We start from the raw sequence: 18089 nt of genomic DNA, 5'->3' as shown, positions 1-18089 counted from the left end.
TGGCTTTTGTTACCTTGTTTTTTTATTGTTTCTTCTCGTTCCTTTGGTATGAGGTTACATCGGCATATATGTCGATAAGCTCTTCCGATTCTGAATCCTCAAAAAGCTGACTGTAGTACCTTGTCTGCGCCATAAAGGAATTAAGCTGATCCTCGCTGTCAGAACTTACTCTGCAATAGGCGGCACAGCGTATTTTTGCTGTTTTTTCTTCTGTTATTGTCGGCTGTATCACTGTAACCGCAGGCATTTTCCTCACTCCTTTATTCTTTTTACCAACAAGAATACCACATTTTTTTATTGAATGGTATCATCAAACCTGACAAATTCAAGCCGCCAATACTGTGCAGAAACGACTATAGCAATCTTCAGTATTAAGCTTATCGAGACGTTTTTTCTGCTCGTCTGTAATAATACCTGCCGAGAGCATTTTTTCCGATATCTGTTTTAAAATTTCCGCGGCGTACTCCGCCTGACCGTATTTATTCATTATCTTCAACCCCCATACTTATTTTCAACGCTTCATTGACCTTATCCATTATCTCATTATCCAGAGAACCCAAGTATTTTTTCAGCCGTCTGCGGTCTAACGTTCTTATCTGCTCCGTCAGGATCATTGATTCCTTCGGCAGTACTTCCGTTCCCGAAAGAGGAACATGGACCGGAAGGCTGTTTTTCTTTTTGGAGGATATGGGTACCGTTATAACGGTAGGACTGTATTTATTTCCTGTATCGTTCTGAATAACCAGAACGGGACGTATTCCGTCCTGCTCTGAACCTATTATCGGACTCAGATCCGCATAAAATATATCTCCCCGCTTAATCAGCATTTTTATCGCTTCCTCGTATAATAAATTTAAGGGTAATTTAAAGAGAACCCCTATGAAACCTCTTGTTTATCACACAGAAATGTGAGATAATAAATCTGTACAGTCAGAGGGCGCTGTTCGCTTCCTTGAAGCAAGGCTTCCTTTGAAAGAGTAGCGCCTCTGCTTTACGGACAGATGCGAATGAGCTGGATAGCATTTAAGTGCTGAATATCTAACGAGGTTGTATTTCCGTAAAATACAGAGGATAACCTTTGCTGTAACAAAATTTTACGAGGTGTATCACAATGTTTTATTGCGGAATTGACATCGCTAAATACAAGCACGAGGCTTCCGTCATCGACATAAACGGCAAAACTCTGCTTGACAGCATCCCCTTCTCCAACGACAAGCAAGGCTGTGGAAAAATCCTTGCTGTTTTTGAAAAATTTGAAATTGCTCCTGACGATGTTATCATCGGAATGGAAGCAACTGGTCACTACTGGCTTTCCGTATATGCTTTTTTCCTTGAGCTTGGATATACTGTCAAGGTTATCAACCCTATTCAGTCCGAAGCTTTCAGAAAAATGTATATTCGTCAGACCAAGAACGACTCTAAGGATTCATATATCATCGCTCAGATTATGCGTTTCGGAGAATATTCCGCAACCTCGCTTTCTGAGGAAAATATCATTGCATTAAGACAGCTTTCACGCTATCGTCTTGCACTTGTGGACGCCTGCGGCGACTGCAAAAGACGTGTAATTGCATTGCTTGACCAAGTATTCCCCGAGTATGACAAGCTGTTTTCAGATACATTCGGAAGCTCATCAACCGAGTTGCTTCTGAACTGCCCAACACCTGAAGATATGCTTGCAATTTCCACAAGAAAGCTTACCAACATTTTGAACAAAGCAAGTCACGGTAAATTTGGCAAAGAGAAGGCTGAAGAACTCAAAGCTGCTGCTAAAAACACCTTTGGTATCGCCTTTGCAAAAGACGCTTTTTCTTTTCAGATCAAGCAGCTTATGCAGCAGGTTGTTTTCCTTGAAAATCAGCTTTCTGAGCTTGAAGAACAGATTTCAAATCTTCTTCACGAAACCAATCAATACATAACCACTATCACCGGTATCGGTGATGTTCTTGGTGCAATCATCGTCAGTGAGATCGGCGATATCAACCGCTTTGAACGTCCTAATCAGCTTGTTGCCTTTGCAGGACTTGACGTTACCGTTAAACAATCGGGAGAGTTTTCAGGAACTAAAAACAAAATCTCCAAGCGTGGTTCACCTTATCTGCGCAGAGCTATCTGGCTTGCCGCACAGCGTGCCGCTTTCTGCGACCCCGTTTTATCTGAATATTATCAATCTCTCAGAGCCAGAGGCAAGCACCATCTCACTGCTGTCGGAGGTGTTGCTCGCAAGCTTTGTAATATTATTTTTGTTATTCTCAAAGAGAACAGACCTTATTTGCCAACCCCTACGAAAAATCCTAAAAATTTATCTTGATTTTTTCATTTTGGGTATTGACTTTTTATAGCTGGTCTTTCCTTATGCATTTGGCAAACGGACAGTACAGAACGTCGGTATCCCTGCTGTACTATACGCAGCCCTTGCATTTATGATTATCCGGTAATCTGACGCAGGGAACGTTCAGCGAAATACCTGATCCGTCGCCGGCCACAGGCTGCCAGCCGTATTCCTCCCTGCGTCTTTTATCCTTAGAAACATTATTCATTAGAAACATTATTCATTTAATCAGCTCTTTCTGTCGTTTATATCCGATTTCCTTTATGGAATAAACATGATTATGGCGCGGACAAGCTTTTATCGTTTTGCCTTCGTCTGATTCGTTGCATCAGACGATTTATCACGAAATTTATCCAATACCGGAAACGATCGACAGCTTATCGATCTCATGGAAATCTCATCCCTCTGTGGTTCTCATAGAGCCGCCCTCATTGCCTGATTCTCCGGTCAAGGGGGCCCGAAATATGCCGCTGGCATATTTTGCTAAATAGAAGTTCATTATCATCCAGGAGGCTTTTTTCCACCTCTACTTATAAGGGAGTGGGAGGGGCGTTTTAAGACCCCTATTTTAAAAACGAAAGTATAAGGATATCTGGCGACAAAGCACTGCCACTTAAAAATGAGCATAAAAAAACTCCGTTCTGCCTTTAAAGCACAACAGAGTTTGAGCTAAACACGCCTTAAAAGCTTGTTTACTCTTTGGTTTTATTGGTTGCTTTTGCTAATATTTAATTATACCACTAAGTTGTCTATATTTTTATATTAATGCCGAAATATGTGCTTAAATGGTATAAATAATTCATCTGACATTAATATAGCCTTTTAGAAATACGTTTCCGCGCAGTTTGGATATTAACTCTTATTTATTGTTATTAAGCATAGTAAAACAATTAATAAATTCGCAGACAAAAAAAGCGGAACGCTTTTACACGTTCCGTTTTGAATATTAATCTATACACTTCTCTTTGTATTTATATATATTCCTTTATCTTATTAGCTTTCCCGCGTCACTGTGATAGGGGGGAGGTGTCAATTTCAAAACTATTTCTCCCTCAGAGCTTCCCCGAAGCCTTTTTTAATAGGCTCTAGGAAGTAATCCATAACAGTTCTCTTATCCGTCTTTATTTCCACGCTTCCGGACAATCCTGAAATCACATCTATCTCATCATTTTTATCTGTAATTTCAAGCTTCACAAGATAAACGCTGCCCGTCTGCTCGCTGACAAACGCGCTGGGACTGATATATTTCACCTTTCCCTTCACCGTTCCGTACTTGTTATACGGGTACGCCTCCAGCTTGATTTCCGCTTCCATTCCGATTTCTATGTCGGCAATATCCATATTCTTTACATAGCACACCATTTCAACGGGCATATTATCAGGTACTATCGTTACAAGCTCCTGCGCGTTCGTTACCGCCGCTCCGACGGTGTTCACATTTACGTTGTTTATATATCCGCTTACAGGCGCCGTTATATACTGATAATCCTTAGACAAGGCGTATTTTTCAAGGTTGGTTTCTATTTCGTCAAGCTGACCGCTTATCTCCGAAAGCTTTGAATTGATCTGTGCGCTGTACTGGGTTTTTGTATCCTTTATTTTTGTTTCCGACTGTTTCAGCGCAAGCTCGTTCTGCTTTACTATAAGCTCCTGCATTTCAGCCTGACGGATTGTTCCGCTTTCTTCGTATTCTTCAAGCTGCAGCTGTGAAATCTGATGATTTAAATCGGCGTTTTCCTTATCCTTCTTAAGACTGTCAAGAGTGTTATTATAGCTTGCGTCTGCGTCCAGAATTGACTGAATATACGGTTTAAGCTCAGCTTCGTAATCTTCAATTTTAATCTTTGAAATATCGTCGCCGTTTTTAATCTTTGTATATATTTTCCGCTGTGCTTCAAGAATTTCTTTCTGACTGTTAAGCTGGTTTGTATCAATATCAAGGGATTCCGTATCAAGCTCTATCAGAACGTCTCCCTTTTTCACATATTCTCCTTCGGCAGCGTTTATTGACTTTACTGTTCCGCCTGAATAGGCCTGCACCACGTTTACATTTCCTGACGGCTGAACGCTTCCGCCGGCAGTAACTACCACGTCTATTTTCGAAAGGCAAGCCCAAATGACTGCCGCGATCATAAGCGTAAAAACTCCGAGTATTATTACCGTTCCCGCTTTATGGGCAGGGCGTTCAATAATTTCAAGCAAGGACGGCATAAAATCATACTTCAGCTCCTTATCCTTGCTTTTGCTGTGCTTCAATACGTATTCCGTCAGCTTATTATCCATCAATATCGCCCCTTTTCTGCTGGTTATACAAATAATGATACAGCCCTTCCCGTTTCATCAGATTCTCATGAGTATCGTATTCCACAAGATTGCCCTTATCAATCACCATGATTTTCTGCGCGTCCTTTAACGTTGAAAGCCTGTGAGCAATAATAAGCACTGTTCTTCCTTTGCATATTTCTTTAAGGTTATTCTGAATTATACTCTCGGATTCATAGTCAAGAGCAGACGTAGCCTCGTCAAATATAAGTATTCTGGGATTGTTAAGTATTGCTCTCGCAATAGCGACTCTTTGCTTCTGACCTCCGGAAAGTCCCATGCCTTTCTCGCCGATAATCGTTTCATAGCCGTTAGGAAGTTCAAGGATAAAATCATGCGCGCCCGCTATTTTTGCAGAATGAATGATCTGCTCCATACTTGCTGTTGGACAGTGAATTGAAATATTTTCCGCGACGGTTCCGTTGAACATAAAGTTTTCCTGCAATACTACTCCGATCTGCTTTCTGAGCATTGCGGGATTCACAAGTGAAATATCCATACCGTCTATGGATATTTTACCGCCCTCCGGCAAATAAAGTCTTTGAATCAGCTTTGAAATGGTGCTCTTTCCCGAACCGCTTCTGCCTACAACTCCTACAATGGTGTCAGGCTCTATTTCAAAGCTCATTCCCTTGATAACCTCTCCGCCCTGCGGATTGTATCTGAAATGCACCTGATCGAATATAATTTTACCCTGAACGCCGGGCATAGCAGTCTGATTTGCGTTTAGAATCGGTTCAGGGGCTGTATTAAAAATATCGCCGATTCTTTTTACTGAAAGCGACGCCTGCTGATATTCCTGCCAAAGCTGTACCAGTCTTAAAACAGGACCGCTTACTCTGCCGGAAAGCATTCGAAACGCCACAAGCTGCCCCACTGTAAAATTACCGTCCATTACCGCTTTTGCGCCGAAAAACAGAATCAACAGGTCGAATACCTTCTGAATAAACTGTCCGGTCGTTCCGGCGGTTGCGGAAACCATAGAGGTTTTGTAGCTTGCCTTTACGTAATCGGATTGCAAATCGCCCCATTTTTTCTCGAACTTTGGCTCTAAGGCATAGGATTTTACGGTCTGCACTCCCGTTATGGATTCAACCAAAAAGGACTGAGTGTTCGCTCCCGTTTCAAACTTTTCGTCCAGTCTTTTTTTGAAAAGGGGAGTAACTATAGCCGAAAGTACTGCGTAAACGGGTATAGAGCAGAGGACGATAACTGTCAGCATTTTGCTGTAGAAAAACAATACTACTATGTATACGATTATGAAAATAAAATCTATCATTGAGGAAAGCGGAGTGCCTGTCAGAAAATTTCTGATACTGTCAAGCTCTCTTACTCTCGCCACCGTTTCGCCGACTCGTCTTGATTCAAAGTATTTCAAGGGAAGTGCGAACAAATGCCGAAACAGCTTGAAGCTGAGCATTACGTCTATTCTGTTTGTCGTATGGGTAAACACATAGTTTTTGGCAAGGGACAGAATCAGCTCGTATATGTATACAATTGCGATGCCGATTGCAAGCACGTTAAGCGTCGACATACTTCTATGGACTAAAACCTTATCCACAACGACCTGAGTCATAACGGGAGTAAGGATTCCTAAAATCTGTACTGTAAATACGGCTATCAGTACCTGTATAAATTCCTTTTTGAATTTCAGTATCGTGGGTATAAACCACTTGAAGCTGAATACCGCTTCTCTGTCCATTATTCCTTTTTTGGTAATAAGGATCGCTGTGCCATCCCAAATTTCTTCAAGTTCTTCACGGCTTTTGATTTCAGGTTGTGTTTTATCCGCAAAGAGAATCATATATTTATCTTCTTTGGACTTAGCTATGATGAAAAATTCGTCATTTTTATTCTTTGCAATAATCGGCGCCTTTACGTCCTTCAGCTTTTTTAAATTCAGCTTACAAAGCTTTGCCCGCATTTTCAATTTCTTTGCGGATTCTATTATTTCTATTTCTCCGGTTTTCTGTTCGGGATCAAGAACTGATAGCGTTTCAGCCTGCTCTTTTGTGATAGGTATACCGTGAAACTTCATAACTATCATAAAGCAGCTAAGTCCGCTGTCTTGTTTTTTCTCCATGCTTCGACTTCCTTTTTACATAAATTATGCGGCAGCTTTTTTTACTGCCGCACTTTTAATCAGAATTTATATTACTCTGCCTGCGTACCGACAAGCAGTTGATTCAAAGCTGACGTATCCTGCATCGGATCGCTAATGCTCATGCAGTCAGAAACGTTGTTCTCCGTACCGAAAGCGGACATATTTTCGGTCAGTATCATTACCTGTATATCCGTCTGATCTGCGGTTTCCTCTGTTTCCTTTGCCTCTGAAACAGCGCTTGATGAATCAATCAGAACGGCGCCGCTTGTTTCTGTGAGTAATTCAGAAGTAACGTTGTCGTCAGCGTACATATCGCTGAGCAAATCTGCACTCGCCTGTATAATTTCTTCCTCAGAGGTTTCCTGAACAATTGCATCATTGCTCGCAGGCTGACTAAGCTCAAGCTCCCATGTATCCTTATTTACTGTTCCTACTGCTCCGTCTGCAAATTCAAAGGTATAGCTTGACTGACCCCATTTGAAGTTATTAATTGTTAGCGTATCTTCTGTTCCGTTAATAGAAAGAATTAAATTTGAACCCCATTGGTCAGTTATTGTCACTTCATCTGAATTAATACCTTTGAGCTGAATAACACTATGATCGCTGCTCCATTCATTAACGGTATCATTGCCGTATCCCTTAGCAAAAATATATGTATCTTCACCATTTCCACCGCAAAGAGTATCGTTGCCTTCACCGCCGTCGAGGATGTCATTACTGTCAGTACCATAAAGATTGTCGCTGCCGGCAGTACCGTTAATGATATTTTGTTCAGGCTGAGTAGCTTCTCCTGCCGTGCTGCCGAAACCACTTTCCCATTTCCATGTATCCTTATTTATGCTGTCTGTTGTTCCGTCGGCAAATTCAAATATATAACCGCCTTGATTCCACTTGTATCCATTTACAGCCAATGTATCGCCTGTGCTGTCAATTGTAAGAACCAGCGTCGAATCGTTCAATTTGGAAATAGAAACTTCATCAATATTAATATCTGTAAACTTTACAAGGCTGCTTCCGCCCCAATCCTCGATTGTGTCGTTTCCGTAGCCTTTGCCGAAGATATATGTATCGTTTCCGTTTCCTCCGTACAGCCAGTCGTTTCCTGTTCCTCCGTCGAGGGTATCATCGCCGTTTCCTCCGTTAATAGTATCATTACCGCCTTCACCCTTTATTGTAACTCCATTATCGCTCCAAGCGGACATCCAGTCGTTACTGTCAGAGCCGTGCAGTGTTGTTATCAAGTCATTTATCATCGTACCGTTGATATTGAAATTCTGGAAGCCTGCTCCGTCAAAGTACTGCTTTATAATGATATTATCTGCGCCGAATGAAATCATAAGGTCGCTTCCGTTTATTCTTGACATAACCGCGTCTGACATTGAAAGCCCCGAAAGTTGTATTGTATTATTTCCCGCAGCGTCGGAAATAGTATCTGTACCATAACCTGCCTTGAAAATAATCGTATCGTCGCCGTGATCGTCCTGAATGTAATCGTCGCCCTCTCCGGGATCAATCACATCATTTCCGCCGCCGGCAAATATTTTATCATTATCTTTACCGCCGTAAATATGGCTTCCGTCGTTTCCGTCATAGATAGTGTCGTTTCCGGCTCCTCCGTATATTTCATTTTCTCCGTTTCCGCCATAGAGATGATCGTCGCATTCGCCGCCGTCGATATAGTCGTTATCATTACCGCCGTAAATGTAATCAATCCCGTCCTGACCGAACATTTCATTGAATCCATTTCCGCCGTTCATAGTATCGCTGCCGTTACCGCCCTCTATGAAGTCGTAGCCTTCGCCGCCGGTAAAGTTATCGTCGCCTTCACCGCCGTACATATAGTTAGGGCCGTTTCCTCCGTAGAATGTATCGTTATTCAAACCGCCGTACATCTTATCAATATCTTCTCCGCCTACAAAGGTATCGTTTCCTATGCCTCCATACATGGTATTATTACCGTTGCCGCCTTCTAAATAATCATTTCCGTCATCGCCGAAAAGAATGTCATCGCCATCTCCGCCGAATAAATCATCATCTCCTCCTCCTCCATGAAGCTCATCGTTTCCTTCTTCTCCATAGAGGTTGTCGTTATCTTCTTCTCCATTAAGTATATCGTCTCCATCGCCGCCGAAAAGATAATCGTCTCCTATACCACCATATAAATGATCTATTCCATCACCAGCGTATATTATATCATTTCCATCCTCTCCCCACATCAGATTATTTCCATACATATCATAAATTAAATCGCTGCCGCTCCCACCATACAAACGGTCATTATCTAAGCCGCCTAAAATTATATCATCACCAAAAGAGCCTTCTAAGGTATCATCACCTGAAAAACCAAAAATCATGGCATTTCCAGAACCGCTTCGCAAATGATCATTACCGGGAGTACCGTCAATTAAATCATATTCTCCGGATAATAATTCTTTGTATATATACATTTCTACATCATTCAAAATTTGTATTATCTTAGGAGGCTCCATGTCATTACGTTTATTGAAATCCTTGAATTTCACATTAATTAAGCCCCATAATTTATTAAAATCAGAACGGTTTATTATATCGCTTAAATCTATATCTTTTAATGATAATAATTTATCCGCTAAAAACCAAGCTAAGTTTGTAAAAATAGGGTCGCTGTCATCATCGTCTATTCCCTGATTAACAGCAAGACTTACAATTTTTCCAACAACATCGCTGCCAAATAATGTAATCACAAGATTTTCAATATCTCTGTCGCTTATATCGTTTTTATCAACATAGCTTAATAAGCCGCCGACAATCGTTGACAATCTATCGTAATCGCTAAAAGCAAAGTCAATCATTTCTGAACTGCCTTTATCTTTCCTATACATTATTCCGGATATATAATCAACCATTTCTTTTACTTCTTTTTCACTTCCTGTTTCAAGCAAATAGCGAACATATCCCCGAAGCAGCGCTACTGATTCAGATTCAACACTTTCAACAAACATAGGGAATTCAAATATTCCATCCAAAACAAGATTTCCATAGTAATCTGTATAAAAGAATGAATTGGGACTATGATGCTGTCCTGTACTATCTACACCAAAGCCTTTACAAAATATCTGCTTTGCTCCGGGCAATTCATAAAGCAATATATGTACAAAATCAGTAGACAAGGAATAATTCTTTATAAGGCTCGCTCTTTCCTCAATTCGTTTACTGTATTTCGGATCATTTAAAAAGAGCTGTGAAAATCCCTGAGGATCAAAGCCAACACAGCGTGTTACCTTATCGCACAATATTGTTATATAATTAGCTTTATTCCCGCCTTTTGAATGACCCGTTAATGTTATATCGGCATATGGTAAGCCTTGTACAAATTCAAGAGCTTCAATCTGGTCGGGCGTATCGCGAAGTATAGCTCCTTCAACGTTATCGCTCCATTCGTCTCCTCCGGTTGTTCCCTTAAATGCGATTATCGCTTCTCTCGTATCAGGCGTACCGTCTGTAAAGCAAAGCGCCAATGGAACTCCTTTTGGTGTTTCCATTGTTTCTGTCAGAACTAACTTATTTAGCCTTGTATTATTTTGTAAATATTTTATTATTTGCGCCCACTCATAACCGCTGACCTCTGCCGCCAAAGGTTCGTCTCCTTTAGCTTCAAGGTTTGCTATCGCGGTTGAGTCAAACCTTGCAAGTATTTGTGAAATTGTATAACTTTCGTATTTATTATTTATGTAATTAAAATCCACTTTTGCAGCACTTGCTACACTTTCATTTAAATAAGTTAAATGCTCAATCATTAATAACTCTTCATCTGTAATATTCATTTTAAAACTCCTTATCTTACTTCTCGTTCACTTATTTGAATTACACCATTTTTGTTAACATAGCAATTTAATTCCATTTCAACATATGTTTTACCAAAATAATCAGATGGATTTAATTCATCTATTTTATTAATACTTATATTATATAATAACATCACTCGGTTTTCACTACTTAAACCATTTTCTTTTAACCATTTACAGTAATTATCGGCAAATTCATTAAACTCATGTGTCGAGCATATTTCCTTCTCAATGAAAATTATATTAAATGCCGAAACATTATGTTCCATTGATTCGTTTGTAATATTTGAAAAATCTTCTATTTTAGTATTAAAAATTTCAGAAAATACTCTTATTTTATCAGACCCAAAATAATCCTCAATATAATCAGTAATCATCTGTTCATAATAAGGTCTTACAGCAATATTAGGATAATCGTCTGTAAGCGTGCCGTCATCCTGACGAGTTACTGTAACAGTGTCTGTTTTTTCATTCCCACCTTTAGGAATGGCAGTCAAATATTCATCTTCCAATATCTGAGGTCTTACATATCCTGTGTATTCGAATTCAATGCCGTATTTATCCTGCAAATACATAATCATTTCATATATTGCTTTTACTGAAGTTTTCTGTGAATCGCTTAATTGAGAATATTCCGTTGGCAATTCCTGTTCTGCAAGAAACTCCTTCCTCCACCTCAGCCATTTATCGTGGGCTGCTTGCTCCTCCTTTACAATTTCACTATTATTCAATTCACATCCGCTCCCTCCGATTATTAATACTGCTGACAGCAGTAATATATAGATTCTTTTTAATATTTTCATAAAGACCTCCCTTTATATATTTTTCCAATACCAGATTGTATAAATTTACCACTCGATATATAATAACACAAGTTCACATATTTAGCAATAATTAAATACAAAATGGTATGAAAAATCAAGGGTTTATGCGTATAATCAGAAATTTACTGAGCCTGACTGTTTATCAGAAGCTGATTAACCGTCGATATATCCTGCATCGGATCGCTAATGCTCATGCTGTCAGAAACATTGTTCTCCGTACCGAAAGCGGACATATTTTCGGTCAGTATCATTACCTGTATATCCGTCTGATCTGCGGCTTCCTCTGTTTCCTTTGCCGCAGAAACAGCGCTTGATGACTCAATCAGAACGGCGCCGCTTGTTTCTGTGAGTAAATCAGAATTAACGTTGTCGTCAGCGTACATATCGCTGAGCAAATCTGCATTCGCTTGTATAATTTCTTCCTCAGAGGTTTCCTGAACAATTGCATCATTGCTTGCAGGCTGACTAAGCTCAAGCTCCCATGTATCCTTATTTACTGTTCCTACTGCTCCGCCTACAAATTCAAAGGTAAAGCTTTCGGAATTAAAGTTCCTTATAGTCAGCTTATCCTCGCTGCCGTTTATTGATACATTCAGTTCGGATTGATTTGTTTTAGTAAATGTGACCTCGTTAGGATCAATACCGCTTAATACGATCTTGTTATTTCCGTCATAATCCTCAATTATATCCGTACCATAATTTCTACCGAATACATATGTATCGTTTCCGTTGCCGCCGTTCAGATAATCATTGCCCTCTCCGCCGTCAAGGATGTCATCTCCGTCATTTCCGTACAGATAATCGTTTCCTGTTCCGCCGTAAAGCGCGTCATTTCCGGCGCCGCCGTTTAGCGTATCGTTTCCTCCGTCGCCATAAAGTACAATACCGTTATCGCTCCACGCAGACATCCAGTCGTCATATTCAGTAGCGTGTACCTGTTTTATGGGGTTTTCAGTATCGTCAAACGCATATCTTGTTCCGTCTGCAAACGTGACATTGAAATTGCGGTTGTTTTCGGAACTGAAATATCCCTGAATAACGAGCCTGTCATCTGTTCCATTGAATGTGATAGTAAGATCGTTCCAGTTTGTACGGTATGCAGTCATAGCCTCTGAGGTAATTCCATTGCCGAATGAAATCGTATTGGTACCTTCGCTGTCATTAATAGTATCCGTACCGTAACCGATATTGAACATATATGTATCGTTTCCGGCTCCGCCGTAAAGGAAGTCGCTGCCTTTGCCGCCGTCAAGTATGTCGTTTCCTCCGTTTCCGTACAGGCGGTCATCGCCGCTTGAGCCGTAAAGCTTGTCCGCTCCGCCGCCGCCGTTAAGACTGTCGTTTCCGTTCTCTCCGATTAGAGTCACGCCTCTGTCATCCATAGCTGTAAGGTAATCGCTGTAATCAGTTCCGTATATGGTCCTCAGAGGGCTGTTGGAAGCGGTTGCGTGAACCTTATAACCTCCGTTGAACGTAAGACTGAAGTTTCTGTTTGCTTCGGAAGTAAAGAAGCCTTCGATAACAAGCTTATCATCCGAGCCTTCAAAGGTTATAGTAATATCGTTCCAGTTTGTGCGATAAGCCTTTATCTGATTTGAAGTATATCCGTATATTTCAATTGTGTTTGCGCCCTGTCCATCGCCGATCGTATCTGTACCATATCCTTTTTTAAAGATATATGTATCATTTCCGGATCCGCCGTAAAGGAAGTCGTTGCCTTCGCCGCCGTCGAGTATGTCGTTTCCGTCATTTCCCGTAAGCCTGTCGTCGCCATTACCCCCATAGAGGAAGTCGTTTCCGCTGCCGCCTACAAGCTGATCGTTTCCGTCCCTGCCGATTTTAGTAATTCCGTCCTCATAAATCGAGATCATATACTCGCTGCCGTCAGTACCGTAAATTGTTCTGAGAGGACTGTCCTGAGCTGTCGCTTCTGTAACTGTTCCGTCTGCAAACACAAGAGTAAAGTTTCTTGCTTCTTTGCTTATACAGTAATTCTTTATAACAAGAGTATCATCATATCCGTCGAAGGTTATTAGGATGTCGTTCCAGTTTGAACGGTAAGCCTTCAGACCTGACGCCGTGAAGCCATCTCCGAACATAATGGTGTTTGTTCCTTCAATGTCCATGATAGAATCATTTCCGTAACCCGGTTTAAATATATATGTATCGTTCCCGTTTCCTCCGTCGATAAAGTCGTTTCCGGCTCCGCTGTCAATAATGTCGTCACCGTCGCCGCCGTTGATATAATCATCGCCTTTGCCGCCGGATATATAGTCATTTCCGTTTTCTCCGAACAACGAATCGTTTCCGTTGCCGCCGAATATGACATCGTCGCCATTATTCGCTGTGATTCTGTCGTTTCCCGAATCCCCGAATATGTAATCAGATTCTGTTCCTCCTATAAGGAAATCATCTCCGTTACCGCCTGCCGCGATATTGGCTTTACCGCTTTCAAGAAGCATATAATCTGAATATTCCGTACCTGAAATGTATGTGTTTACAGTGTCTGAGATATTATCCTTTATGTAAAGACTTTCTTCACCTATTTGCAGAACGTAATTTTCCGGCGCGTCTGCAAAGTCGGTAATGATCAGCTTGTCCCCGGTATCCTTAATGCTGATAATAACATCGTTGCCGACAGAGCGTATTTCAAGATCAGACAAGACTGTATCGTCGGCAAGCTTAACAGTTGATATCCCTTCGCTGTCGCTGATAATATCGGTACCGTAATTTCTGCCGAATACATATGTATCATTTCCCGTTCCGCCGTAAAGGATATCATTTCCTGTTCCGCCGTCGAGAACATCATCGCCTTCGTCGCCGTAAATTATATCGTTTCCATCTTCACCGTAAATAACGTCATTATCAGAGCCGCCGAATACAAAGTCGTTTCCGCTTCCGGCGTATATAGTGTCGTTCCCTTCATTTCCGTATATAGCGTCGCTGCCTTTGCTTCCGTAAACGGTATCATCGCCGCCGAAGGCATGCATAACAGAATCCTCAACTACAGCCTTGAGAACGTCGTCGCCGTTTCCGCCGTAAATATGCCTGAACGGACTGCCCTTATCGGTAACGTGCATTTTTATGCCGTTAAATTCAAGATCATAATTTCTGTATTCCTCTCCCTTACGGAAATCTCTGATAACGAGGGTATCGTTTGTACCCTTAATTGTGATGGTTACGTCATATTCACCTGTTCCGTTTACAAGGATATCGCTTGGGGCAAGATTTGAAAACTTAAGCGTATTCAGACCGTCGGAGTCGATTATTGTATCGTGACCGTATCCCTTTGTGAATACATAGGTATCGTTTCCTTCTCCGCCCTTAAGCGTATCATTGCCTGTTCCGCCGTCAAGGATATCGTTTCCTGAATCGCCGTAGAGCATGTCGTTTCCTGAGCTGCCGGATATTGTATCGTTTCCTGTTCCGCCGAACAGCAGATCGTTTCCGTTTCCTCCGGTTATCCGGTCGTTTCCTCCTCCGCCATAAATTACGTCTGAGACATTAGTGCCGTTTAATGCGTTATTACCGTCATTTCCTCTTATTGCTCCGAAAACAGAGGAATCAATTATATCAAGATATTGAGGAGCCGTTTCCTCCATATATGTCCTGAATTCTATAAACAACTGATAATCATTCTGAATGTTTGAACCATAATAGCCGAGATAGGAGCATATATCGGAAAAAGTCTTTTCACTTATCTGTCCCAGCTTCATTGAGTAATACATATGCTTATTGAAAAATGTCATATTTGGAGTAATGCTTCCGTCATCCTCCGTATGAGCCGTTATGTAATCAAGATGTTCTGTTATCTGACTTCCTATCATAGCAAAGCAATACATCTCAACTAAATTACTGTAAACGCTTTTAAGAATAGGAGACGCGGCAGAATTAGGATTGCCTCCGTTTACTCCCATAAAATCCTGTCCCATAAAAGATTCAATTACAGCTAAATCCTTTGCGTCGATATATGAGCCTCGGCTGCCGGATTCTATATTTTCCGTATGACAAATAAAATGCAGGATTTCTTCTACTATTGAAATCCTAATATCATTATCAGTTTCTGAAATAAAGCTGTTCACAAGCTCCGTAAGCTTTCCGGTTTCATCCATAGCGATTGCATTATGCAGAGAATTAACAGTACCGAAGCTTCTCACGTTCGGAAGACCGTCAGCTGCCTCAGACACTCCTATAATAACAGTTTCGATAGCGTCGTAAAGGTCTGAGGAAACCCACATTTCTCCTATATTTCCGATAGTATCATCTTCGTAGACAAAAGTCGCAACGTTACCTATCAATGCCTCGGAATCTGTAGGCTGGTTTACATATTCGTAATTGAGATTTATAGCCTTTATATGCATATCCTTGAGCGATTTCAATTCTCCGCTGCCCGATAATCCGTCGCCGTCCGAATCAACCCATAGTTTAAGCTGATTAAATATTTCGTCGTTTTCATCAATAACACCGTCGCCGTTAGTATCATACTGCGCCAATGCTTCAAAGCCGTTTTTAGCCTTTGTTCCGTCTGCAAGAAGATGAAAATCTCCGAAAACCTCGCTGCCGTCGTCAATTTTTCCGTTTCCGTTTTTATCAAGCGCTAATATCGCATCCTGACGTGTCCAGTTGATTCTTTCCGCAAAGCCGTTGCAGTTTAAATCGAAATGAGCGCCGTATTTTTTTGTTTCAATATTAAATCCGTCTCCGTTAATATCAAGAATAAGAGGATCGACCTTTGCCCTTTCGGCATTATTGGCGCTTTTCTCAGCTTCGGCAATATTTTGCTTGGCTACTGCTTCGGCATCCATAAATTCTATTTCGCCGCTTTCTCCTTTTTCATGATGATTTTTAAAATCAGCTAACTCATCTTCAAAATCTGAACCATTAAATTCTTCAGTACCGTCAATATATTTTCCAAACCGTTTAAAGAACGCATTCGCATAATCAGCAAGCTTATCCTCGTCAACGTTATCGCCTATAAAGCCAAGTATCTCCGGTTCGTAGCAGTCGTTTATCGCTTTGGCTAATTCCTCATAGGCTTCATGATAATTTTGAAGCTCGTTTATTTTGTTGTTCAATGAAATTATAATATTATTGACTTCATTTGCTTTGTCAACGTCAAAAGCCTTATATAACTCCCTTATATCTTCAGAATATGAAACAAACTCGGACAAATCATCCACTTTAGCTGAAATATCCAATTCGTCTTTTGCCGCATTTAAACTATCAAAATCGAAATCGCTGGTTTTTCCGTTTATAATTTCATCGATTTCTTTTTCAACCGATTTGATTTGATCTATATGTTTATTTATAATTGAGGCTCCCGATGATAAAATTTCGCTTGCCAAACTGAATTGTTCTGAGATAACATCTCCGAGAATACCGGGAATATTTCCGGTTAAGGTACTTCCCATGCTTAAAATACTTGTTCCTATTTTTGCTATTGCATTTCTTCTCTCAGCATTATCTTCCGAATAATCAGTTAAATTTTTTATAGTATCTGATATATTAATAGCTTCATCAACTAAAGCAACCAGATCGTTTGCTCCTTTATAAAGCGAATCATAGTTTTTAATCCATTTGCTATAATCCTTATGGCTTGAAGCAAGTTTATCTAATGCTTCATTTAAAGCAGCTGTATTAGGTGAGTCAGTAATAAAATCCGAGAGATTACTATAATTCACTTCATTGTTAAGACCCTCTAATGTGAATCTTATAGAAATGTCTCCCCACGAAACAATATTATTTTTTAATATTTCACAAAAACCATCTACGGTATATGTTTCTTCGTCAGATAGTTTTATCATTGTTTCTTCTACTTTTGTCATATCATTGTCTAGTTTTAATATAATCTCAAAACCTGTATCAATATTAATCGACATTTTATTTTCCTCCAAAATTAAGATCTATAATATTTAGATGCCCATAATTAAAAGAAAGAGTCAGCCGCTTTTTATCAATTAAATATAAATATGAGCTAAAGTGACTTGAATCTTCATGATTGTCTGTCGGTTCACCAAACATTTGATTTATTTCTGCTTCTGTACTCTCAAAGGTTATTCCGCCTATTGAAATATTATCAATCGTATCCTGCCTTTTAAAAGCACTCGCAGTAAAGCTTATACAAATAATATCATTATCACTATAATCATTATCGTCTGCTGCACAATGCATTGTGACCGTAGCCAGCAATTTACCGTCATATAACAATCCACAGCTTCTAAGTTCGGTTTCCTCCTCATATATCATGCTTTCATCCCAAAAAGAAAAACCATCACCCAAATCATCCAGCGAGCATGGAAATGAAAAAGTTTTATCGCCTATAACAACGTTACTGACGATCTTATCAAAAACATCCTCGTTAAATGTTCCGTCGTACTCATTTATTTCCGACTGAACCTCAGTTTTGCTCTGAGTATCGCTTTCCGTACTTTCCGATACCGATTCGGAAATACTGCTTTGTGTACTCCGGCTTTTATCATTATCGGTCGATAATGTGTTTTCAGAATTTTTGCAGGCTGTTGAATTCGAAGCTAAAATAACAGCAGCCATAATTAAAACAAGTTTTCTTTTCATAGAACCTCCATCTAATATAGTTATTAAGATTATTTATATATCATATTAAGTATTATAAAATATCACTTAATATACCTATATTAATTAAAATATTAGCACAATATATATAA

At 40.2% G+C, this 18089-nt stretch carries 11 protein-coding genes; 1 reads left to right on the top strand and 10 read right to left on the bottom strand.

Annotated elements, in window-relative coordinates; translation table 11 throughout:
* Positions 1–22 precede the first annotated feature (22 nt).
* From ACYQ0N_RS12740 to ACYQ0N_RS12730, 3 genes are all read right to left on the bottom strand, one after another.
* Positions 23–247 carry a hypothetical protein gene (locus ACYQ0N_RS12740; RefSeq protein WP_460162895.1) on the bottom strand — a complete coding sequence of 75 codons (225 nt, stop codon included), beginning with the start codon at positions 245–247 and terminating at the stop codon, positions 23–25.
* 78 nt (positions 248–325) lie between these two features.
* Complete coding sequence (locus ACYQ0N_RS12735; RefSeq protein ID WP_460162894.1) at positions 326–487, bottom strand: hypothetical protein; 162 nt, start codon at positions 485–487, stop codon at positions 326–328.
* Positions 480–827 carry a type II toxin-antitoxin system PemK/MazF family toxin gene (locus tag ACYQ0N_RS12730; RefSeq protein ID WP_124100731.1) on the bottom strand — a complete coding sequence of 116 codons (348 nt, stop codon included), beginning with the start codon at positions 825–827 and terminating at the stop codon, positions 480–482. The genes ACYQ0N_RS12735 and ACYQ0N_RS12730 overlap by 8 nt, the downstream gene beginning before the upstream one ends.
* A gap of 284 nt (positions 828–1111) precedes the next feature.
* Here ACYQ0N_RS12730 and ACYQ0N_RS12725 point away from each other — a divergent pair, with 284 nt between their 5' ends.
* The gene (locus tag ACYQ0N_RS12725) at positions 1112–2311 is read left to right on the top strand and encodes an IS110 family RNA-guided transposase (RefSeq protein WP_460162679.1); all 1200 of its coding nucleotides are present in this window, start codon (positions 1112–1114) and stop codon (positions 2309–2311) included.
* A 91-nt stretch (positions 2312–2402) separates the two neighbouring features.
* Here ACYQ0N_RS12725 and ACYQ0N_RS12720 read toward each other — a convergent pair whose 3' ends face one another.
* From ACYQ0N_RS12720 to ACYQ0N_RS12690, 7 genes are all read right to left on the bottom strand, one after another.
* Entirely contained in the window at positions 2403–2540 is a 138-nt protein-coding gene (locus ACYQ0N_RS12720) for a hypothetical protein (RefSeq protein WP_177531628.1), read from the bottom strand.
* 833 nt (positions 2541–3373) lie between these two features.
* Positions 3374–4615, bottom strand: coding sequence for an HlyD family efflux transporter periplasmic adaptor subunit (locus ACYQ0N_RS12715; RefSeq protein WP_460162893.1), 1242 nt, complete (start codon positions 4613–4615; stop codon positions 3374–3376).
* Positions 4608–6737 carry a type I secretion system permease/ATPase gene (locus ACYQ0N_RS12710; protein ID WP_460161987.1) on the bottom strand — a complete coding sequence of 710 codons (2130 nt, stop codon included), beginning with the start codon at positions 6735–6737 and terminating at the stop codon, positions 4608–4610. Before ACYQ0N_RS12710 ends, ACYQ0N_RS12715 begins: the two co-directional genes overlap by 8 nt.
* Before the next feature lie 71 nt (positions 6738–6808).
* On the bottom strand, positions 6809–10561 hold the full coding sequence (locus ACYQ0N_RS12705; protein WP_460162892.1) for a Tle-like phospholipase domain-containing protein: 3753 nt from the start codon (positions 10559–10561) through the stop codon (positions 6809–6811).
* A gap of 11 nt (positions 10562–10572) precedes the next feature.
* Positions 10573–11385 carry a hypothetical protein gene (locus ACYQ0N_RS12700; RefSeq protein ID WP_460162891.1) on the bottom strand — a complete coding sequence of 271 codons (813 nt, stop codon included), beginning with the start codon at positions 11383–11385 and terminating at the stop codon, positions 10573–10575.
* A gap of 143 nt (positions 11386–11528) precedes the next feature.
* On the bottom strand, positions 11529–17285 hold the full coding sequence (locus tag ACYQ0N_RS12695) for a calcium-binding protein (protein WP_460162890.1): 5757 nt from the start codon (positions 17283–17285) through the stop codon (positions 11529–11531).
* Position 17286: 1 nt separating this feature from the next.
* Complete coding sequence (locus ACYQ0N_RS12690; protein WP_460162889.1) at positions 17287–17979, bottom strand: hypothetical protein; 693 nt, start codon at positions 17977–17979, stop codon at positions 17287–17289.
* Positions 17980–18089 lie beyond the last annotated feature (110 nt).

It is taken from the genome of Ruminococcus sporogenes, from assembly GCF_054655175.1.
This window is presented reverse-complemented; position numbering and strand designations above follow the sequence as displayed.